The sequence below is a fragment of the Ruania zhangjianzhongii genome, from assembly GCF_008000995.1.
GTDB classification, from domain to species: domain Bacteria; phylum Actinomycetota; class Actinomycetes; order Actinomycetales; family Beutenbergiaceae; genus Ruania; species Ruania zhangjianzhongii.
This window is the reverse complement of sequence record NZ_CP042828.1, coordinates 3,079,800-3,099,699: the sequence shown is the minus strand read 5'-3', so window position 1 is coordinate 3,099,699 and position 19,900 is coordinate 3,079,800. Positions and strand designations below refer to the sequence as shown.

At 69.9% G+C, this 19,900-nt stretch carries 20 protein-coding genes; 16 read left to right on the top strand and 4 right to left on the bottom strand.

The annotated features are described in order from the left end of the window. Positions 1 to 4: 4 nt before the first annotated feature. Positions 5 to 757 (bottom strand): hypothetical protein, encoded by a 753-nt coding sequence (locus tag FU260_RS14430; RefSeq protein WP_147917697.1) that lies wholly within the window; start codon positions 755 to 757, stop codon positions 5 to 7. A gap of 60 nt (positions 758 to 817) precedes the next feature. On the opposite strand from FU260_RS14430, the gene FU260_RS14425 reads away from it, so the two are divergent. The 8 genes from FU260_RS14425 (at position 818) to FU260_RS14390 (ending at position 10,669) form a co-directional block, all read left to right on the top strand. Then, positions 818 to 2,002, top strand: a complete 1,185-nt coding sequence (locus tag FU260_RS14425; protein ID WP_235912492.1) for an FAD-dependent monooxygenase — start codon at positions 818 to 820, stop codon at positions 2,000 to 2,002. An 11-nt stretch (positions 2,003 to 2,013) separates the two neighbouring features. Next, complete coding sequence (locus FU260_RS14420; protein ID WP_147917696.1) at positions 2,014 to 2,856, top strand: ABC transporter ATP-binding protein; 843 nt, start codon at positions 2,014 to 2,016, stop codon at positions 2,854 to 2,856. Positions 2,857 to 2,933: 77 nt separating this feature from the next. Beyond that, the gene (locus FU260_RS14415; protein ID WP_147917695.1) at positions 2,934 to 3,443 is read left to right on the top strand and encodes an NfeD family protein; all 510 of its coding nucleotides are present in this window, start codon (positions 2,934 to 2,936) and stop codon (positions 3,441 to 3,443) included. Positions 3,444 to 3,532: 89 nt separating this feature from the next. Next, positions 3,533 to 4,699 (top strand): SPFH domain-containing protein, encoded by a 1,167-nt coding sequence (locus FU260_RS14410; RefSeq protein ID WP_147917694.1) that lies wholly within the window; start codon positions 3,533 to 3,535, stop codon positions 4,697 to 4,699. A 56-nt stretch (positions 4,700 to 4,755) separates the two neighbouring features. Next, positions 4,756 to 6,486: an ABC transporter ATP-binding protein gene (locus FU260_RS14405; protein ID WP_147917693.1), complete on the top strand. Its 1,731-nt coding sequence runs from the start codon at positions 4,756 to 4,758 to the stop codon at positions 6,484 to 6,486. Then, on the top strand, positions 6,483 to 8,507 hold the full coding sequence (locus FU260_RS14400; RefSeq protein ID WP_210418092.1) for an ABC transporter ATP-binding protein: 2,025 nt from the start codon (positions 6,483 to 6,485) through the stop codon (positions 8,505 to 8,507). The genes FU260_RS14405 and FU260_RS14400 overlap by 4 nt, the downstream gene beginning before the upstream one ends. 134 nt (positions 8,508 to 8,641) lie before the next feature. After that, entirely contained in the window at positions 8,642 to 9,814 is a 1,173-nt protein-coding gene (locus FU260_RS14395; protein WP_147917692.1) for a glycosyltransferase family 4 protein, read from the top strand. Between the two features lie 66 nt (positions 9,815 to 9,880). Continuing rightward, positions 9,881 to 10,669, top strand: coding sequence for a TrmH family RNA methyltransferase (locus tag FU260_RS14390; RefSeq protein ID WP_147919506.1), 789 nt, complete (start codon positions 9,881 to 9,883; stop codon positions 10,667 to 10,669). 33 nt (positions 10,670 to 10,702) lie between these two features. Here FU260_RS14390 and FU260_RS14385 read toward each other — a convergent pair whose 3' ends face one another. After that, a complete protein-coding gene (locus tag FU260_RS14385) occupies positions 10,703 to 11,398 on the bottom strand; it encodes a TetR/AcrR family transcriptional regulator (protein WP_147917691.1) in 696 nt (231 codons plus the stop codon). Positions 11,399 to 11,584: 186 nt separating this feature from the next. Here FU260_RS14385 and FU260_RS14380 point away from each other — a divergent pair, with 186 nt between their 5' ends. After that, a complete protein-coding gene (locus FU260_RS14380; RefSeq protein WP_147917690.1) occupies positions 11,585 to 12,532 on the top strand; it encodes an NAD-dependent epimerase/dehydratase family protein in 948 nt (315 codons plus the stop codon). A gap of 21 nt (positions 12,533 to 12,553) precedes the next feature. Here the strand turns inward: FU260_RS14380 and FU260_RS14375 are convergent, their stop codons facing one another. After that, positions 12,554 to 13,705, bottom strand: a complete 1,152-nt coding sequence (locus tag FU260_RS14375) for an epoxide hydrolase family protein (RefSeq protein WP_147917689.1) — start codon at positions 13,703 to 13,705, stop codon at positions 12,554 to 12,556. A 99-nt stretch (positions 13,706 to 13,804) separates the two neighbouring features. Between FU260_RS14375 and FU260_RS14370 the strand changes: the two genes are divergently transcribed. Beyond that, the gene (locus tag FU260_RS14370; RefSeq protein WP_187368442.1) at positions 13,805 to 14,782 is read left to right on the top strand and encodes a 5'-3' exonuclease; all 978 of its coding nucleotides are present in this window, start codon (positions 13,805 to 13,807) and stop codon (positions 14,780 to 14,782) included. Positions 14,783 to 14,822: 40 nt separating this feature from the next. Here FU260_RS14370 and FU260_RS14365 read toward each other — a convergent pair whose 3' ends face one another. Further along, positions 14,823 to 15,605, bottom strand: coding sequence for a DeoR/GlpR family DNA-binding transcription regulator (locus FU260_RS14365; RefSeq protein ID WP_147917688.1), 783 nt, complete (start codon positions 15,603 to 15,605; stop codon positions 14,823 to 14,825). Positions 15,606 to 15,713: 108 nt separating this feature from the next. Between FU260_RS14365 and FU260_RS14360 the strand changes: the two genes are divergently transcribed. Genes FU260_RS14360 through FU260_RS14335 form a run of 6 tightly spaced genes read left to right on the top strand, consistent with a single transcriptional unit; the run spans position 15,714 to position 19,877 of the window. Then, positions 15,714 to 16,598, top strand: a complete 885-nt coding sequence (locus FU260_RS14360; RefSeq protein ID WP_147917687.1) for an SIS domain-containing protein — start codon at positions 15,714 to 15,716, stop codon at positions 16,596 to 16,598. Position 16,599: 1 nt separating this feature from the next. Beyond that, positions 16,600 to 17,469: an ROK family protein gene (locus FU260_RS14355; RefSeq protein WP_147917686.1), complete on the top strand. Its 870-nt coding sequence runs from the start codon at positions 16,600 to 16,602 to the stop codon at positions 17,467 to 17,469. Further along, complete coding sequence (locus tag FU260_RS14350; RefSeq protein ID WP_147917685.1) at positions 17,466 to 18,395, top strand: 1-phosphofructokinase family hexose kinase; 930 nt, start codon at positions 17,466 to 17,468, stop codon at positions 18,393 to 18,395. Before FU260_RS14355 ends, FU260_RS14350 begins: the two co-directional genes overlap by 4 nt. After that, positions 18,382 to 19,215 (top strand): class II fructose-bisphosphate aldolase, encoded by an 834-nt coding sequence (locus FU260_RS14345; RefSeq protein ID WP_147917684.1) that lies wholly within the window; start codon positions 18,382 to 18,384, stop codon positions 19,213 to 19,215. Before FU260_RS14350 ends, FU260_RS14345 begins: the two co-directional genes overlap by 14 nt. Before the next feature lie 42 nt (positions 19,216 to 19,257). Beyond that, entirely contained in the window at positions 19,258 to 19,491 is a 234-nt protein-coding gene (locus FU260_RS14340) for a type II toxin-antitoxin system Phd/YefM family antitoxin (protein WP_147917683.1), read from the top strand. After that, positions 19,488 to 19,877 carry a type II toxin-antitoxin system VapC family toxin gene (locus FU260_RS14335; RefSeq protein WP_187368441.1) on the top strand — a complete coding sequence of 130 codons (390 nt, stop codon included), beginning with the start codon at positions 19,488 to 19,490 and terminating at the stop codon, positions 19,875 to 19,877. Before FU260_RS14340 ends, FU260_RS14335 begins: the two co-directional genes overlap by 4 nt. Positions 19,878 to 19,900: the final 23 nt, after the last annotated feature.

Here is a 19,900-nt window from a genome sequence, read left to right as displayed (position 1 = left end):
CGGGTCAGCGTGCGCTGACCGTCGCGGCCATCATCGCCCGCCGGGCGGTGCTGCCCACATGCCGCATCGCTGCGGCCCGCTGATCCGCCTGCCACACGTTCACCGCGGCGCCGTCGTCCTCGGTGGCCAGCTCCACGATCGCCTGCAGGCGGGCGGCGCGGACCAGCAGGTCCCGGGCCCGGGTGTCCAGCTGCGGGGGCAGCACGCCGGCGATCGTCGCCGGTACCTCGGCGGAGGCGAGCGAGGCGATCTCGGTGGCCGCCTCCTCCCGCCAGCGGGCCACGTCCATCTGGGTGAGGGCCTCGATCGCCAGCTCGAGCGCCTCGGTGAGATCTCGCCGTGCCTCACCGAGAGAGTCCGGCATGCTCACGACGGCGGAGCTCACGCTGAGCTGCCAGGTCACCATCGCGCCGGGTTCCCAGGCGGAACCGAACTCCGTCACCAGGGGTACTGCAGTCCTCGTCTGCCCGCCGGCAGCGCGGACCAGCACCGCCTCCCCGGCGGCCAGTGCCGGTTCGGCAGCGTCGGCGGGTACTCCGGCCGCTCCGGGCACCGGCAGCGCCGCGTGCACCACCTCGATCCCGGCCGCAGTGCTCAGCGTGGTCAGCAGGTCGGTCAACGTGCCACCGTCGGTGGTGCTGTGTGGCTCATCCTCGCCCTGGATCGCCACCACGGCGTCCGCCAGGTCCCCGGACCCGCGGTACAGCGCGTCCAGCCACAGGGCGGTCAGCACGCTCCGAGGCAGTTCGATACTCACCGGCTGAACGTATCGCGCCGAGCCGGGCGGTGGCACGATGGAGCCCCTACGGGAGGTGACGTGACCATTGCCGCTCCCGCCGTCGTCGTCGGCGGCGGTATCGCGGGCCTGGCCGCTGCCTGCGGCCTGGCCCGGGCAGGTCGGCAGGTGCGGGTGCTGGAAGCCCACAGCGACTTCTCCGAGGTGGGCACCGCCGTCGCGCTGCCGACCAACGGCATCACCGCGCTGCGCGCTCTGGGTGCCACCGAGGCAGAGATCGACGAGCTGGGCACGGCGGGATACGGCTCCGGTTTCCGGGACCAGAGTGGGCGAGCACTACTGCGGATCCCGGCGCCGAGGCCGGGGCGTGACGTCGCTGCGGTCTGGGGCGTGCACCGGCAGCGCCTGCACGGTCTGCTCCTGGCTCAGGCCCTCGCCGCCGGGGTGGAGCTGGTCCCCGGCGCCGGGGTGAGCTCCGTGGACCCTGGTCAGCGGAACGGCCGGCCGGCGCAGCTGCGCTGGACCGGCGCCGACGGTGAGCAGCAGCTCAGCACCGACCTGCTGGTCGGTGCCGACGGGATGTTCAGCTCCGTGCGTAGCGCCCTGTACCCGCATGCTCGCGCCGCCTACTCCGGATCCAGTAGCTGGCGCGGACTGCTCACCGACGCATCCCTGCCCGCGCCTCTGGTGGAGCTGTGGGGCCCGGAAGCGGAGTTCGGCATCATGCGGATCAGCCCCACCCAGGTGTACTGGTACGGATACGTGCGCCAGGACGAGGGCCGGCACGTCGCCGATGAGCACGCCGCGGTGACCGACCGGTTCGCCAGCTTCGCCCCGCTGGTGCACAGCGTGATCGCCCGCACCCGGCCGGAAGACCTGATGCGGCACGACGTGTACCACCTCCCGCCCGCACTGCCCGGCTACACCCGGGAACGCACCGTCCTGGTCGGCGATGCGGCCCATGGTGCCCTGCCGACCATGGGCCAAGGGGCGGCCACGGCGCTCGAGGACGGTGCCACTCTGGGCAGTCTGGTCGATGCCGCCGGCACCGGACCAGCCGCACTGGCGGCAGCGCTGGCCGGTTTCGACGCCGAGCGCCGCCCCCGGTGCACGGCGATCGCCCGGCAGGCCCTGCTGATGGCGCGGTTCGGTGCCGACCTTCGCGGCGGCTGGCCGCAGCAGGTGCGCAACGCGCTCGTCCGGTTGGTCCCGGGCGCTCTGGTGGTGCGGTCCGGGGCGGGTCTGGTCGGCTGGCAAGTGCCGTAGGCTCAGGGGCTATGGGAGACGTGCTCCAGTTCGACGACGTGACGGTACGACGCGGCAAGAAGACCATCCTGGACCAGGTGTCGTGGTCGGTCGACGAGGGCGAGAGGTGGGTGGTGCTCGGGCCGAACGGGGCTGGCAAGACCACTCTGGTGCAGCTCGCCGCCGCGCGGATGCACCCCACCAGCGGCACAGTGGAGATCATCGGTGAGCGGCTCGGCGCCGTGGACGTGTTCGAGTTGCGCCCGATGGTGGGCCTGGCCAGCGCCGCACTGGCCGACCGGATCCCCGGCGGGGAGCGGGTGCTCGACGTCGTGCTCACCGCCTCCTACGGAGTGACCGGTCGGTGGCGGGAATCGTATGAGGACCTGGACACCGCCCGCGCCCGGGACCTGCTCGCCGCCTTCGGTGTCGCGGCCTTCGAGGACCGGTACTTCGGCAGCCTGTCCGAGGGAGAGCGCAAGCGGGTGCAGATCGCCCGCGCCCTGATGACCGACCCGGAGGTGCTGATCCTGGACGAGCCGGGCGCCGGGCTCGACCTCGGTGGGCGCGAAGAGCTGGTCGGTGCCCTCGGCGAGCTGGCCGGAGACCTCGCCTCTCCTGTCCTGGTGCTGATCACCCACCACGTCGAGGAGATCCCGCCAGGGTTCACCGATGCCATGCTGCTCCGGGAGGGCCAGGTGGTCGCTGCCGGGCCGCTGGAGCAGTCGCTCACCCCGGAGCACCTCTCCCGCACCTTCGGGCTGGAGCTGGATGTGCAGCGTTACGGTCAGCGCTGGTCCGCCCGAGCAGCCGGCGACCTCACCGCAGAGGCACGCCATGCGCACGATTCCGGGATTTCCGCGCGACCGTTTTAGTTCTCCTTTAGACTCGACACCAGGGTGTCGACGACCCTGCTCGTGCGCGGTGTTGACCTGAGGAGACGGAGATCGGGATGGATCTGGGCTGGTTGTGGTGGCTGGGTGCCGCGCTGGTGCTCGGGGTCGTCGAGATGCTCACCGTCGACCTGCTGTTCCTGATGCTCGCTGGTGGTGCCGTGGCCGCCGCCGTGGCCGGTGCTCTCGGGTTGCCGTTCTGGGTGCAGCTGCTGGTGGCCGCCGTGGTCGCGGTGCTGCTGCTGTTCGGGGTCCGGCCCTGGGCGCTGGCCAAGCTCAAGACCTCCACCCCGGACGCGAAGACCGGAGTGGACGCGCAGATCGGGCGCAGTGCGACAGTGGTCTCGGACGTGACCGACCGAGCCGGACGGGTCAAGCTGCACGGTGAGGTGTGGACCGCCCGGATCGAGCAGGCCGGTGTGATGCTGCCGACCGGGAGCACGGTGACCGTGCTGCGGATCGACGGAGCCACGGCGATCGTCGGTCCTCAGGCGGTCGCCGACCCGAGCCAGCCCTACGGCTACACCGGACCGGACCAGCCCTACCCGCCCGCGGCCTCCGGCCACTGAGGCAGGCCGCGGCACCCGCCGTCACCCATCCCCCGTAGACTCAGAGCACCGGCGAAGGATCCGCTGGCAGAGACGAGGAGACCGAGCACGTGGACAGTCCCGGACAGATCATCGGCTTCATCATCATCGCGCTGGTGGCGATCTTCGTCATCGTCGCGATCTCACGCTCGATCCGGATCGTGCCCCAGGCGGGTGCCCTGATCATCGAACGGCTGGGCCGGTACCAGTCCACGATGTACGCGGGTCTGCATTTCCTCATTCCGTTCATCGACCGGATCCGTGCTGGGGTGGACCTGCGTGAACGGGTGGTCCCGTTCCAGCCACAGCCGGTGATCACCTCCGACAACCTGGTGGTCAGCATCGACACGGTCGTCTACTACCAGGTGACCGACCCCAAGGCCGCCACCTACGAGATCGCCGACTACATCCAGGCGATCGAGCAGCTCACCGTCACCACCATCCGTAACATCATCGGGTCGATGGACCTGGAGCAGACGCTGACCAGCCGTGACCAGATCAACGGACAGCTGCGTGGTGTGCTGGACGAGGCCACCGGGCGGTGGGGGATCCGGGTGAACCGGGTGGAGCTGAAGGCGATCGACCCGCCGCCGAGCGTGCAGGGCGCGATGGAGCAGCAGATGCGCGCCGAGCGGGACCGACGCGCCGCCATCCTCACCGCCGAAGGTGTCAAGCAGTCCGCGATCCTCACCGCCGAGGGCGAGAAGCAGTCGGCGATCCTCACCGCCGAAGGTCAGGCCCAGGCCTCGATCCTCAAAGCTCAGGGTGAGTCCCGGGCGATCCTGCAGGTCTTCGATGCGATCCACCGCGGCGATGCGGACCCGAAGCTGCTGGCTTACCAGTACCTGCAGATGCTGCCGGAGATCGCCAACGGCACCTCCTCCAAGCTCTGGGTCATTCCCACCGAGTTCACCGCCGCGCTCGGCTCGATCACCTCCGCTTTCGGACCGGAACCCTCCGGCGGCGCCCCCACCGGTGGCCGCGGTTCCGGCGATGGTGGCGGCAACCGTCCCTCGGTGCAGACCCCGGACCACCTCGACGCCCTCGACGTGCAGCTGCCGGAGACCTCGCTGCAGGACCCGGCAGAGGCGCTGCGGGAGGCTCGCGGCCAGGCCTCGGAGGCCACCGCGGAGGCGACCCAGGCGGGGGAGAGCTCCGGTGCACCGTTCGACCCGAGTGCGTCCGCGGGACAGCGTCCTGCCGACGACGGGGACGTTCCGCCGTCAGCGAATCAGTAGCTCAATTCGGCTAATGCGCTTGGTACCGGGTATCTGACGCGGTGTAGTTTCGCTATGTGCTCCAACTGATCCGGCGATACCTCCGGCCGTATCGCACGGAGGTCCTGCTCGTCTGCGTCCTGCAGTTCGTGCAGACCCTCGCTGCGCTGTACCTCCCCACGCTGAACGCCCAAATCATCGATGAGGGTGTAGTCACCGGTGACGTCGACCTGATCTGGCGCACCGGTGGCCTGATGCTGGCTATCAGCGCTGTGCAGGCGCTCACCAACGTCGTGGCGATCTACTTCGGTGCCCGTACCGCGATGTCGCTCGGCCGGGACGTGCGCGAGGGCCTGTTCACCCGGGTGATGGACTTCTCCACCCAGGAGATGACCCAGGTGGGGACACCGTCGCTGATCACCCGGTCCACCAACGATGTGCAACAGGTCCAGATGTTCGTGTTCATGGGCATGACCGTGATCATCATGGCGCCGATCATGCTGATCGGCGGGGTGATCATGGCGGTGAACCAGGATCCGGGCCTCTCCTTGCTGCTGGTGGCCGTGGTGCCGGTGCTCGGCGGGACGATGGCCGTCGTCGCCTGGCGGATGGTGCCGTTCTTCCGCGCGATGCAGAAGCGGCTGGACGCGATCAACGGCGTGCTCCGCGAGCAGATCACCGGAATCCGGGTGGTGCGTGCCTTCGTCAAGGAGGGTGCGGAGGCGGTGCGCTTCGAGCGCGCGAACGCCGATCTGCGGAAGGTCTCGGTCAAGGTCGGCCGAGTGATGGCGTTTGCGATGCCGTTGGTGATGCTGATCGTGAACATCGGCTCGATCGGTGTGATCTGGTTCGGTGGCCACCGGGTCGAGGAAGGGGCGGCCGACGTCGGTTCGATCATCGCCTTCCTCAGCTACCTGATGTTCATCATGATGGCCGTGATGATCTCCACGATGATGTTCATGTTCGCCCCGCGGGCGGCCGTCTCCAGCGAGCGGATCATGGAGGTGCTGTCCTCCGAACCCACTGTGCTGCCACCGGAGCGGGCGCAGCGCCCGGAGGCGCTGCATGGGCAGGTCCGCTTCACCGGAGTCTCGTTCAAGTACCCCGGCGCCGAGGAGCCGGTGATCGAGGAGCTGAGCTTCACCGCCGAACCTGGGCAGACCACGGCAATCATCGGCTCCACCGGAGCCGGGAAGACCACGCTGGTCACGCTGGTGCCTCGGCTGTTCGACGCCACCAGTGGCTCGATCAGCATCGACGGTGTGGATGTGCGCGACTTCGACCCCGAGCTGATGCAGCAGATCATCGGACTGGTACCGCAGCGGCCGTACCTGTTCACCGGCACGGTCGCCTCCAACCTGCGTTACGGGCGTGAGGACGCCACCGACGAGGAGCTCTGGCAGGCGCTGCGAGTGGCGCAGGCGGCCAACTTCGTCACCTCGATGGACGGCGCTCTGGACGCCCCGATCGCGCAGGGTGGCACCAACGTCTCCGGGGGGCAGCGTCAGCGCCTGGCGATCGCCCGTGCGCTGGTGCGGCGCCCTGCGGTCTACCTGTTCGACGACTCCTTCTCCGCCCTGGACTACGCCACCGACGCGGCACTGCGGGCCGCCTTGAAACCGCAGACCCGCCAGTCCAGCGTGATCGTGGTGGCCCAACGGGTCGCCTCCATCCGCGACGCCGACCAGATCCTGGTGCTTGAGCACGGCCGGCTGGTCGGCCGGGGCACGCACGCCGAGCTGCTTGACGGCAATCAGACCTATCAGGAGATCGTCTCCTCCCAGCTCACCGCTCAGGAGGCCTCATGAGTACCGAGCAGCACGACCCGACCGCAGGGGAGAAGGCCGACGACTCCGAGCTGAAGGCCGACAGCTCTGCCGCAGCCCGCGCGCCGCGGGGGCATGGCCCCGGCGGTGGTGCAGGTATGCCGGCGGAGAAGCCCTCCGACCTGGCTGGCACGCTGCGCCGGATGGTGACCGAGCTGCGCGTGGAGGGCGTGCGGATCATCACCGCGGTGGTCTTCGGCCTCCTCGCCACGGCCGGCATGGTGGTCGGGCCGAAGCTGCTCGGCAACGCGACGAACGTCATCTTCGACGGTGTGGTCGGGGCGATGCTCGATCCGTCGATGACCCGCGCGGAGACCATCGAAGCGCTGCGCGCCGCCGGCCGGGACACCCTTGCCGACACGCTGACCGGAATGCCGAACGTGGTGCCCGGGCAGGGCGTCGACTTCGACCGGTTGGCGTCCAGTCTGGCCGTGGTGTTCGTCGTCTACATCGGTGCGTTCCTGTTCACCTGGCTGCAGGGCCGGATCATCACCACCGTGGTGCAGCAGACCGTGTACCGGCTGCGTGAGCGGGTGGAGACCAAGCTGGCCCGCCTTCCGCTGCGCTACTTCGACCGACAGGCCCGCGGCGAGGTGCTCTCCCGGGTGACCAACGACATCGACAACATCGCCCAGAGCGTGCAGCAGATCCTCTCCCAGCTGATCACCTCGGTGCTCACCGTGATCGGTGTGCTCGGCATGATGCTGTGGATCTCCTGGCAGCTCGCCCTGGTGGCGGTCGTGACCATCCCGATCTCCGCCGTCGTGGTGTCCCAGATCGCGAAACGTTCCCAACCCCAGTTCGTGGAGCAGTGGAAGCGCACCGGCACGGTGAACGCGCACGTGGAAGAGATGTACACCGGGCATGACCTGGTCACCGTGTTCGGCCAGCAGAAGCACGCGGTGGCGACCTTCCGCCGGGAGAACGAGCAGCTGTACACCGCCTCGTTCAAGGCACAGTTCATCACCGGAACGATCCAGCCGGTGATGGGCTGGATCTCCAACATCGGCTATGTGGTCATCGCCGTGCTCGGCGCGGTGCGGATCACGTCGGGAACGATGTCCTTGGGTGACGTGCAGGCGTTCGTGCAGTACTCCCGCCAGTTCTCCCAGCCGATCACCCAGATCGCCTCGTTGATGAACATGGTGCAGTCCGGAGCCGCCTCGGCCGAGCGGGTGTTCGACCTGCTCGACGCTGAGGAGGAGTCGGGTGACCCGGTCACCCCGGCGCGCCTGGGCGAGGTCAGGGGCCGGGTCGCGTTCGAGCACGTGAAATTCTCCTACCTCCCGGACAAGCCGCTGATCGAGGACCTGTCCTTCGTGGCCGAACCCGGTCAGACGGTGGCGATCGTGGGCCCCACCGGAGCGGGCAAGACCACGTTGGTCAACCTGATCATGCGGTTCTACGACGTGATCGACGGCCGGATCACCATCGATGGCGTCGATACCCGCGATCTGCCCCGTGCGGACGTGCGCAGCAAGATCGGCATGGTGCTGCAAGACACCTGGCTCTTCGGCGGCACGGTCACGGAGAACATCAGCTACGGCGCGCACCAAGAGGTCCCCACCGAGCGCCTGCTGCAGGCCGCGGAGGCCACCCACGTGGACCCGTTCGTGCGCACGCTGCCCGACGGGTACGACACGGTGCTCGACGATGAGGGCACCAACGGCACCGCCGTCAGCGCGGGGGAGAAGCAGCTGCTCACCATCGCGCGGGCATTCCTCGCCGACCCGCCGATCCTCATCCTGGATGAAGCCACCAGCTCGGTGGACACCCGCACCGAGGTACTCGTCCAGGAGGCGATGAACGCGCTCCGGGTGGGGCGGACCAGCTTCGTCATCGCTCACCGGCTGTCCACGATCCGCGATGCCGACATCATCCTGGTGATGGAGCACGGTGACATCGTCGAACAAGGCAGCCACGACGAGCTGCTCGCCGCCGAGGGTGCCTACGCCAAGCTGTACCAGTCGCAGTTCGCTGCTGCTGCTGCCCCGGTCGACTGACCCACTCCCGCCTCTTGCCCCAGCCGGGCGCTCGCGAACGGTGCCTGAAGGGATACGCGAGGAGGAGGCACGGCTGCGAAACATCAGCCTTACGGCTGACCCGCCTGCGGGGCTCGCTCTGCCACGATGTGAGAGTGCGCATCGCGGTAGTCGCAGAATCGTTCCTCCCGCAGGCCAATGGGGTGACAGTCACCCTGCTCCGGTTACTGGAGTACCTCCGGGAGCGGGGCGACGACGTGCTCGTCCTCGCCCCGGCACCCGGCCGCGGTCAGGATGCGGTCACGCACTACGCCGGTGCGGACGTGCGCCGCTACCGCGCGGTCTCCTTGCCCGGGTACTCCGAGATGCGGGTGTCCAACCCCCGCGTGCGCACCCTGGAGGAGCACCTGCGCTGCTTCGCGCCGGACGTGCTGCACCTGGCGGCACCGTTCATGCTCGGCTGGCAGGCGATCGGGGCAGCCCAGGCCCTCGGCCTGCCCTCGGTCGCGGTCTACCAGACCGAGGTGCCCACCTACGCCAAGCGATACAAGGTGCGCCAGATCGAACCGCTGCTCTGGCGCCGGATCGAGGACATCCACAAGAGCGCCACCCTGTCCCTGGCACCGTCCAGCTACGCCTGCGGGCAGCTCGTCGACCGCGGAGTGCACCGGGTGGCGGTCTGGCCGCACGGGGTGGACCGGGACCGGTTCTCGCCCACCCACCGCAGCGAGGCGCTGCACGCCGAGCTCGGTCCCGGTGGTGAGGTGCTGGTCGGTTATGTCGGCCGGCTGGCCCGGGAAAAACAGGTGGAGGACCTGGCCGTGCTGGGCGACCTGCCCGGCGTCCGGCTGGTCATCGTCGGGGACGGGCCGCAGCGGGCCCGGCTTGCTCGGCGTCTGCCCGATGCACTGTTCGCCGGTCACCTCGGCGGAACCGACCTGTCCCGGGCGATGGCCAGCCTGGACGTGTTCGTGCACACCGGTGAGATGGACACCTTCGCCCAGACCGTCCAGGAGGCGCACGCTAGCGCAGTGCCGGTGGTGGCACCGGCGCGCGGCGGGCCGATCGACCTGGTGGACCACGGCAGCACCGGCTACCTGTACCCGCCCGGGGACCTGCGGGCGCTGCGCGCCCATGTGCGGGCACTGGCGGCGGACCCGCTGACCCGCGGCGCGATGGGGATGCGCGCCCGGGAGGCGACGGCGGGGCGCACCTGGGACGCGGTGAACGCCCAGGTGGTGCGCCACTACGAGAACGCGATCGAGTTCGCCGCGGCGGACCGGGCTGCCGGGTACCGGCCGGCCAGGCGTTGGCTGATCACCCGGTAACCTCACCGGGTGCCGATCCTTACCCTGGACTCCCCGGACGCCACCGAGCTCACCGACTACACCCGGATGACCGACGTGGCGCTGCGCCGCACGCTGGAGGTCGAGCGCGGTCTGTTCATGGCGGAGAGCTCCACGGTGATCCGCCGGGCGGTGGCCGCCGGACATCGGCCCCGCTCCTTCCTGATGGCCCCCAAATGGCTGCCCGACCTCGATGAGCTGCTTCGCGAGGTGGGCGCGGGGGAGTACGGCGACGTCCCGGTCTACCTCGCCGAGGAGGACCTGCTGCACTCGATCACCGGCTTCCACCTGCACCGGGGTGCGCTCGCGGCGATGCACCGCCCCGTGCTGCCGCCGGTGGCCGACGTGCTCGCCGGTGCTCGGCGGGTCGCCGTGCTCGAGGACATCGTCGACCATACGAACGTGGGTGCCGTGGTGCGGTCGGCGGCTGCCCTGGGCGTGGACAGCGTGCTGGTGACGCCTCGATGTGCCGATCCGCTCTACCGCCGTGCCATCCGGGTGTCGATGGGCACGATTTTCCAGGTGCCGTGGACCCGCATCGATCCCTGGCCTGGAGGTGTCGCACTGCTGCAGGAAGCCGGATTCGTGGTCGCGGGGATGACCCTCGCCGACGGTGCGATCACGCTGGACGAGCTGGCCGAGCAGAACCACCCACGCCTTGCGCTCGTCTTCGGCGCCGAAGGAGATGGGCTGTCACGGCGAACCTCGGCTGTCGTTGACGTGCACGTGAGGATCCCGATGGCCGGCGGCGTCGACTCGCTCAACGTCGCCGCTTCCTCAGCAGTGGCGTTCTACGCGACGCGGTCATGGCCACACGCGCAAGGAGATCGACGGTGAGCGATCCGGACGCGGTCGCCTGGGACTAGCGCCTCAGCCGGTCAGGCCGAGCAGATCGGCCAGTTGGCGTAGCTGTAGCTCGAACAGCACGGCGTTGTCGGTGAACGTGTCCGTGCCGTACTGGCCGAAGGTCTCGAAAGTGACGCAGCCGAACAGCGCCGGCCAGATCAGCATGACGCGGGCGAGTACCCCCGCCGGCGCGGCCAGGCCGAACTCCTCGCGGATCTGCTCGAAGTCACCCACCACCGTCTCCGGGATCGCCGGGCCTTCGCTGCCCAGCGCACCGGCAGCCCAGGCGTCGTCGGCGATCCGGGCCAGCGACACGATCACCCGGGTGCCCGGTTCGATCGTGCGCTCACCGGGCGCGTCGTAACCGGGCACCGGGGTGCCATACAGCAGTGCGTACCGTGCAGATTCGGCCAACGCCCAGGTGCGCACCGCCCGGCCCAGGGCCAGAAACCTGCCCAGGTGGTCCTCATCGTCGACGGCGGAGGTCGCCTGGTCCACCGCGTCACCCAGGTCGTTATAGCCGTCGATCACCAACAGGGTGAGCAGCTCGTCCCGGTTGCGCACGTACCGGTAGATCGCGGATGAGACGATGCCCAGCTCGCGGGCGATCGCCCGCAACGAGAGCTCGGCGGGCCCGGACGTGGCGAGCTGCTCCCGGGCGAGGCGGAGGATCTCGGCTTCGGTGCGCTCCCGGGCAAGCTCTCGTGGCGTGGGGGTCATCGTGCTCCTTCTGGGCTGGACGTCGCCGCTCAGCCTACCGACTATATCTCACTGATGCGAGCGTAGGACATAAAAGTGAGCAGCGCTCTTGACAGCGGATCTGGAAGGGCGGATAGTCAATGTGTGAGCAGTGCTCTCTGAGTTTCCTGCTCCTCATCTGACCGCACGACTCGACCAGGAGAAATCATGTCTGCCACCTACCTCGTCACCGGCGCCGGACCTGTCGGTGCCACCCTCGCTCTTCAGCTCGCCGAGCGCGGCGACCAGGTCCGCCTGGCCACCCGTTCGGGTAGCGGGCCCGAGCACGAGAAGATCGAGCGAATCCGGCTGGACGTCAACGACGCCGCCGGTCTTGAGCGTGCGGTGCACGGCGTGACCGCCGTGTTCCATGCCATCCACGGCAGCCGTTACCAGGCGGCCGCCTGGCGAGCTGAGCTCCCGGCCGCAGAACAGGCGGTGATGGACGCCGCCGCGAAAGCCGGCGCGGTCGTGGTCTTCCCGGAAAGCCTGTACTCCTACGGCGAGGTGAGCGGCCCGATGGCGGAAGGAACGCCGTCGGCGGCCACTACCGGCAAGCTCGGTGTCCGTACCGAGCTGCTGCGCGCGAGGCGCGAGCACGCAGCGGACACGGTGAGCGTGGTGGCCTCGGACTTCTATGGCCCCCGGGTGCGGGCGGCGATGGCGGGGGAGCGAATGGTCACGCGGCTGCTCGCGGGTCAGAGCGTGCAGGTGATCGGCAGGCTGGACCAGCCGCACTCGTTCACCTATGTGCCCGACCTGGCCGCAGCGATGATCGCTGCCGCTGACCGCCCGCAGGCCTGGAACCGGGTGCTGCACGCCCCGACCGCCCCGGCGCTGACCCAGCGCGACCTGGTCGAAGAGTTCGCCCAGGTGGCTGGTGTACCGATGCCCCGGATCCTCGCCGTTCCGGCCCAGGTGCTGCGCGTGCTCGGCGTGGTCATTCCCGCGATCCGGGAGGCTGCGGAGACCAGCTACATGTTCGATCGATCGTTCGTGATGACCTCCGCGGTGACCGAAGAGCTGCTCGGCCTGCGACCCACCCCGTTGCCGGAGGGGATGGCCACCACGATCGCGTACTGGCGCCAGGGTCGTCCTGTGAGGAGTGCGGTATAGCGCACTCCCGACAGGACGACCTCAGCGCAGCGGCGTGAAGAACTCCCGCAGGTCGGTCAGCAACAGATCCGGAGCCTCCAGCGCGGCGAAGTGACCACCGCGGTCGAACTCCGTCCACCGGACGAGGTTGTTCTGCTGCTGCGCGATCGCGCGGATCGTGCTGTCGCCGGGGAACACCGCACAGGCGGTCGGCACACCGGAGGAGGGTAGGGCGGCGCCCCACTGCTCGCCCTCGGTGTACAGCCGCATCGACGATCCGACCGTGCCAGTGAAATACATGATGCTCAGATTGGTCAGGAACGCGTCCACGTCCAGAGCGTCGGCGAGCCGGTCATGGGCGGGGTTGGTGAAGATGTGGAAGATGTCCGCGATCCACCCGAGCAGGCCGACCGGTGAGTCGGTGAGCCCGTAGGCGAGCGCCTGCGGACGGGTGGACTGAATGGCTGCGTACCCGGACGTGGTCTTGCTGCTCCAGTCGTTCAGCTCGGCCAGCTTCGCCTGGTCGGCGGGGCTGAAGTCGGCACCGTCCTCGTCCCACGGCGGGATGGTGATCAGCGCGTTCACGTGCACACCGGCCACCCGGTCCGGATGCAGGCGGCCCAGCTGTGGCGCGATGAACGAGCCGGCATCGCCGCCCTGAGTGCCATACCGGGCATAGCCCAGTCGGTCCATCAGGGCGGCGATCAGCTCGGCGGCACGGTCAGTGGAGGCCTGACCTGCCGCCTGGGTCGGCCCGGAGAAGCCGAAGCCGGGCAGCGTCGGCAGGACTACGTGGAAGGCGTCCGCCGGATCGCCGCCGTGGGCGCGCGGGTCGGTCAGTGGCCCGATCAGCTCGGTGAACTCCGCCGGCGAGCCGGGCCAGCCGTGCACCAGCACCAGCGGGAGCGCCGCCGGCTCCGGTGAGCGGACGTGGACGAAATGCAGGTGCTGGCCGTCGATCTCGGTGGTGAACTGCGGGTACTCGTTCAGCCGGGCTTCGTGGCGGCGCCAGTCATACCCGGACCGCCAGTGCTCAGCGAGATCGCGCACCTCCGGTACAGGGACACCCTGGTTCCACCCGACGTCGGGCAGCTGGTCCGGCCAGCGGGCAGCGGCCAGGCGCGCTCGCAGATCGTCGACCTGGGCCTGCGGGATGTCGATGGTGAACGGGATCAGAGCGGTGTCATCGGTCATGATCGCCACGCTAGGCACCATTGAGGCCAGCTGATGGCCGCAATCCGCCACCCCACCTCAGGTCGTCATGTCAGGGGTGCGTCATAGCGCACGGGTGACATGACGACTACGGTCTCTCCTGTGAGCCGACTGCTGCTGCTGGATACTGCGAGCCTCTACTTCCGCGCCTACTTCGGTGTTCCGGACACGATCAGGGCGCCGGACGGAACTCCGGTGAACGCGGTGCGCGGGCTGCTGGACTTCATCACCCGGCTGACCGCTCAGTACCGGCCCACCCATCTGGCCTGCTGCTGGGACAACGACTGGCGCCCGCAGTGGCGGGTCGACCTGATCCCCAGCTACAAGCAGCACCGGGTGGTCGAGGAAGTCCCGGTCGGCACCGACGTGGAAGAGGTGCCGGACCCGCTCGGCGTGCAGGTGCCGGTGATCGCCGCGACCCTGGCCGCCATCGGGATCCCGGTGCTCGGTGCTAACGGCTACGAGGCCGACGACGTGATCGGCACCCTGGCCACCGGCGCCGGGATGCCTGTTGATGTGGTCACCGGCGATCGGGACCTGTTCCAGCTGGTGGATGACGACGCCAGCGATGGCCCGATCCGGGTGCTGTACACCGCCCGCGGGGTGAGTAAGCACGAAGTGGTGACCGGCGCCGTCGTGCAGGAGAAATATCACGTGCGCGCGGATCAGTATGCGGATTTCGCCACGCTGCGCGGGGATAGCTCGGACGGGCTGCCCGGAGTAGCGGGCGTGGGGGACAAGACGGCCGCCTCCCTGCTCGCCTCCTACGGCGACCTGGCCGGGATCCGGTCAGCAGCTGCCGATTCGGCTACGCCGCTGGCGGCCGGACTGCGCGGCAAGCTGAACGCCGCCGGGGACTACCTCGATGCCGCCGTGCAGGTCGTCGCCGTGGCCCGCGACCTCGACCTGGGCGAGCCGGACCTGCGCTTGCCCGGCAGTGCCGCGGACCGTCCTGCGCCGGCCGACGTGGACGCGCTCACCACCCTGACCGAGAGGTGGGGGCTCGGTTCTTCGGTGGACCGGCTGCTGGCCGCGCTGCCTGCCGAGGTCGTCAGGTGAGGCGTGCGCCAGAGCGCACCTTTGACAGGACGACCCGGGCTTAGACGAGCTGCACCTCGACGCCGGCCGCGCGTACCGCCGCTACTACGTCCGGGTCGGCCGCCGTGTCCGTGATCAGGGTGTGCACCTGATCGGTGTCGATGATCCGGGCGAAGGCGTTGCGGCCGAGCTTGCTCGCATCGGCGACGACCACCACCTGCTGGGCGCGGGCCGCCAGCGCTGCCCCGATCGCGGCCTCGCCCTCATCGTGCGACGCCGCACCCAGCTCAGCGCCGAAGGCGTTCACACCGAGGAAGAGCACATCCACGCTCACCTGACCGAGGAGCAGGTCGGCCAAGGGGCCGGTGAGCTCATACGACAGCGGCCGGACCACGCCGCCGGTGAGGACCACCCGCAGATGCGGGCGGACCGCGAGCTCGGCGGCGATGTTGACGGCGTTCGTCACCACGACCGCGGGCGGTCCCTCGTGCGCGCGCAGCGGCGCGCTCACCGCCAGCTCCCGGGCCACCTCGGTGGTGGTGGTGCCACCGTTCAGACCGACCACCTGGCCGGGGGAGACCATCGCCGCAGCGGCGGCCGCGATCCGTGCCTTCTGTTCACCGCTGCGTGTCGCCTTGTACCGCAGCGGCAGGTCACCGGTACTGGGGTGCGCGGCGGCGCCACCGCGGGTGCGCACGACGAGCTGCTGGTCGGCCAGAGTGTCCAGATCACGCCGCACGGTCGCGGGGGAGATGCTGAGCGCGGCGGCCACCTCATCGACGTGCACCTGCTCCCGCTCGATGATCAGATTCAGCAGGGCACCCAGCCGCTCGTGCTTATTCACAGCCCGCTCCGATCATGATGGATTCTGATTGGAAACACTCTAGACTGATCATGATCATGCAGCCGGCCGTGAGGGGCTGCAACCCGTCTGCTGCCCGAGGAGTACACCGTGACCGAGTCGTCGACCATCCGTGAGGTGCTCAGCCAACCACAGCTGTGGGCCGGTGTTGGCGCCACGCTGACCACTGCCGAGGGCCTACCGGCCGAGGGCGAACGGGTGGCAGTGGTGGGCTGTGGCACCTCCTGGTTCATGGCCCAGTCCTACGCCGCGCTCCGGGAGAGTCTCGGCCAGGGCGAGACTGAGGCGTTCACCGCGTCCGAGTTCCCGGCCGGGCGCCGGTACGACCGGATCGTGACCATCTCCCGCTCCGGTACCACCACCGAAATCGTGCAGCTGCTCCAGGCCAGCACCACCCCGAGCGTGCTGATCACCGCCGTGGCGGGCGGGCCGGCCGCAGCGAACGCCGACGCCGAGATCGTCTTGGCCGACGCCGACGAGACCTCGGTGGTGCAGACCCGGTTCGCCACCACCACCCTCGCGCTGCTGCGCGCCAGCCTGGGCACCGACCTGACCGGTGTGGTCGCCGACGCCACTGCGGCACTGGACCTGCCGGTCGAGGACGCCTGGGTGCAGGCGGACCAGCTCACCTTCCTCGGCACCGGCTGGACCATCGGTCTGGCTCACGAGGCCGCCCTGAAGCTGCGGGAGTCCTCCCAGTCCTGGACCGAGTCCTATGTGGCGATGGAGTACCGGCACGGCCCGATCTCCATCGCCGAGCCCGGCCGGGTGGTCTGGGTGTTCGGAGCGGTGCCCGCCGGGCTCGCCGAGGACGTCGCCGCCACGGGCGCCACGCTGGTCACCAGCGAGCTGGACCCGCTCGCACACCTGGTGCTGCTGCACCGCACCGCCGTCGCCCGGGCCGAGGCCCGCGGACTGAACCCGGACACCCCGCGGCACCTGTCCCGTGCGGTGCACCTGCCCGCGGAGGACTGAGATGGCGGCACCGGCACTGGGTGTGGACATCGGCGGCACTGCGATCAAGATCGGTCGGGTCGCCGCCGACGGCACGCTCAGCGACGCCCGCCAGGTGCCCACGCCGAGGGACCCGGAGGTGCTCGCCGACCTGATTGTCGCCGAGGCGGCGGCAACGCCGGCGGAGGCGATCGGCGTGGTCAGCCCGGGGATCGTGGACGAGCAGCAGGGTGTGGTGGTGTTCTCCGCCAACCTGGGCTGGCGAGACCTGCCGCTTCGGCAGCTGCTCAGCGCCCGCCTGGCGGCACCGGTCGTGACCGGCCACGACGTCCGCGCCGGCGCGCTCGCCGAGTCTCGCTGGGGCGCCGGTGAGCCGGATCTGCTCTTCCTGCCGCTGGGCACCGGTCTGGCCTCCGCGCTGATCACCGGGGGCCGCATCCGCGGCACCGGCTGGGCCGGGGAGATCGGTCAGATCCTCGTCCCCGATCCGGACGGCACCGGCCGGGTGCCGCTGGAACGCATCTGTGCCGCCGGTGCGCTGGCCCGGCGCTATGCTGCGGCGACCGGGACCACCGACACCTCCGGCGGTGCCCGCGCGGTGTTCGCACGTGCCGCAGCCGGGGACCGGTCCGCTCAGCAGGTGCTCGACTCCGCGATCGAGACCCTTGCCGACCTGCTCGCTGCCACCGCCGGACTGCTCGGCCCGGTGCCACTGGTCCTGGGCGGCGGCCTGGCTGAGGCCGGGGACGCGCTGCTCGACCCGCTGCGCGCTGCTCTGGCGGCGCGGTTGCCGGTCGACGCAATGCCGCCTCTGCGGCGAGCGCGGCTGGGACAATGGGCGGGCTGCCTGGGCGCTGCCGCCCTGGCGATGACTCCCGGAGGTTCCCCATGATCGTCACGCTGACCCCGAACCCGGCGGTCGACGTCACCTACACCGTGCCGCAACTGGTCCACGGTCAGGTCCACCGGGTGCAGCAGCTGGTCGAGTCCGCCGGCGGCAAGGGCGTGAACGTCGCCCGCGTGCTGGCCAGCCTGGGCCGCCCCGTGTGCGCCGCCGGGTTCCTCGGCGGCGCCGCCGGGGAGACGCTCGAGGACCTGCTCGCGCCCACAGCGGTGGACCAGGCCTGGACCCTGGTCAGCGGCCAGACCCGCCGGACGGTGACCGTGGTGGATGCCAAGGACGCCACCGTGTTCAACGAACGCGGCCCGCAGGTCACCTCCCGCGACTGGGGTCGGCTGACTGCGAGCGTGCTCGCTCGGTTGGCTGCCGGGGACGTGCTGGTGGTATCCGGTTCGACCCCGCCGGGCACAGCGCCCGATGACCTGGCAGGACTGGTGCGCTCCGCCGTCGAGCAGGGCGTGGCCGTGGTGGCCGACACCTCTGGGCCCGGGCTGCTCGAGGTGGCCGGCGCCGGCCCCGCCTGCCTGAAGCCGAACGAGGAGGAGCTGCTCGCGGCTACTGGCGCCACCGGCGTGCTCAGCGGCGCACGCGCGCTGCTCGCGCGCGGCGCCGAGGCGGTGCTGGTCTCGCGTGGGGTGGACGGGGTGCTCCTGGTCACCGCTGATAACCACTGGCAAGCTCGCCCGGCCGAGGCACTGACCGGTAATCCCACCGGGGCGGGGGATGCGGCAGTGGCCGCCCTGGCCGCAGCGCTTGCCGACGGCGCTCGTGCAGGCGATCTGTCCACCCACCTGGGTGAGGTGGTCGCCCTCTCCGGTGCCGCGGTGCTGATGCCCACCGCCGGCGAGGTGGACCTGGAGGCCTACGCCCGGATGCTCCCGATGATCAGGACGGACCAGATCGATGCCGCTAGCTGACCTCACCAGCCTCGCCCACGAGTCCCGCACCGGGGGTCGTGGCCTGGGGGCGTTCAACGTGATCCACCTCGAGCACGCCGAGGTCTTCGTCGCCGCTGCCGAGCGGGCCGCGGTGCCGGTGGTGCTGCAGATCAGCCAGAACGCGGTGAGGTTCCACGGCCGACTGGAGCCGATCGCTGCCGGCACCCTGGCTGTGGCCCGGGCCGCGAGCGTTCCCACCGTGGTGCACCTGGACCATGCCGACGATCTGGACCTGGTGGCCGAGGCACTGGACCTGGGTTTCACCTCGATCATGTACGACGGCTCCCGGCTGCCGGCTGAGGAGAACATCGCCAGCACCGCCGCCGTCGTCGGTGATGCGCACGCCCGGGGGGTGAGCGTGGAGGCCGAGCTGGGTGAGATCGGCGGCAAGAACGGGGTGCACGACCCGAGCGTGCGCACCGATCCTGACGAGGCCGCCGCGTTCGTCGCCGCCACCGGGGTGGACCTGCTCGCCGTCGCGGTCGGGTCCTCGCATGCGATGACCACCCGCGGTGCCGTACTGGATACCGACCTGATTGCGGCGATCGCCGCCGCGGTGGACACCCCGCTGGTGCTGCATGGCTCCTCCGGGGTCAGCGATGAGGGGATGCGGGCGGCGATCGGAGCCGGGATGACGAAGATCAACGTCTCCACGCACCTGAACAAGATCTTCACCCATGTGGTGCGGACAGCATTGGCCGACGACCCGCACCTGGTGGACACCCGGAAGTGGTTCCGGCCGGCAGGTGAGGCGGTCGGCGCGGAGGTGGAGCGGCTGTTGCGCTGGTACGCGGGCTGAGGGCTAGGTAGACTAAGCTGGACTAAGCATCAAGGAGTGATGATGAAGAAGGTCAGCATGCACGAGGCAAAGACCCATCTGTCCCGGCTCATCAGGGAAGAGTTCATCGTCACCAACAACGGCCGCCCGGTGGCCCGGGTCATTCCGCTGGAGCAGCACGGCCGGAGCCGATTCGGTTTCCTGCCTGCCGATGAGATCCGCAATGCCCGGATCCCGGAGGACTTCGACACGATGGCGGCCGCGGAGGTGGCTGCCCTGTTCGGGGCCGACCGGTGAGTGGATATCTGCTGGATACCCATCTGCTGCTCTGGGCCGGCGTGGGCTCGGACCGCCTTCCGCGGGCTACCCGAACTGTGCTCGAGGACCCCGCAGCCGACGTGCGGTTCAGCGTGGTCAGCCTCTGGGAGATCGTGATCAAGCTCCAGCTCGGCCGCGCAGATTTCCAGATCGAGCCCGAAGCCCTGCGCGCGCACGCACGTCTCGCCGGACTCGTCGAGGTCGAGGTGTCCGGCGAGCATGTCTTGGCGGCGGGCCGCCTGCCCGCTGTGCACCAGGACCCGTTCGATCGCCTCCTGATCGCGCAGGCGAGGCAGGAGGGCCTGCAGTTCCTGACCGTCGATGAGCAGGTGCTCGCCTACGGCGCAGGCGTCCAGCGGGGCTGAGGTGTTGCCTGTTGCGGGGCCAA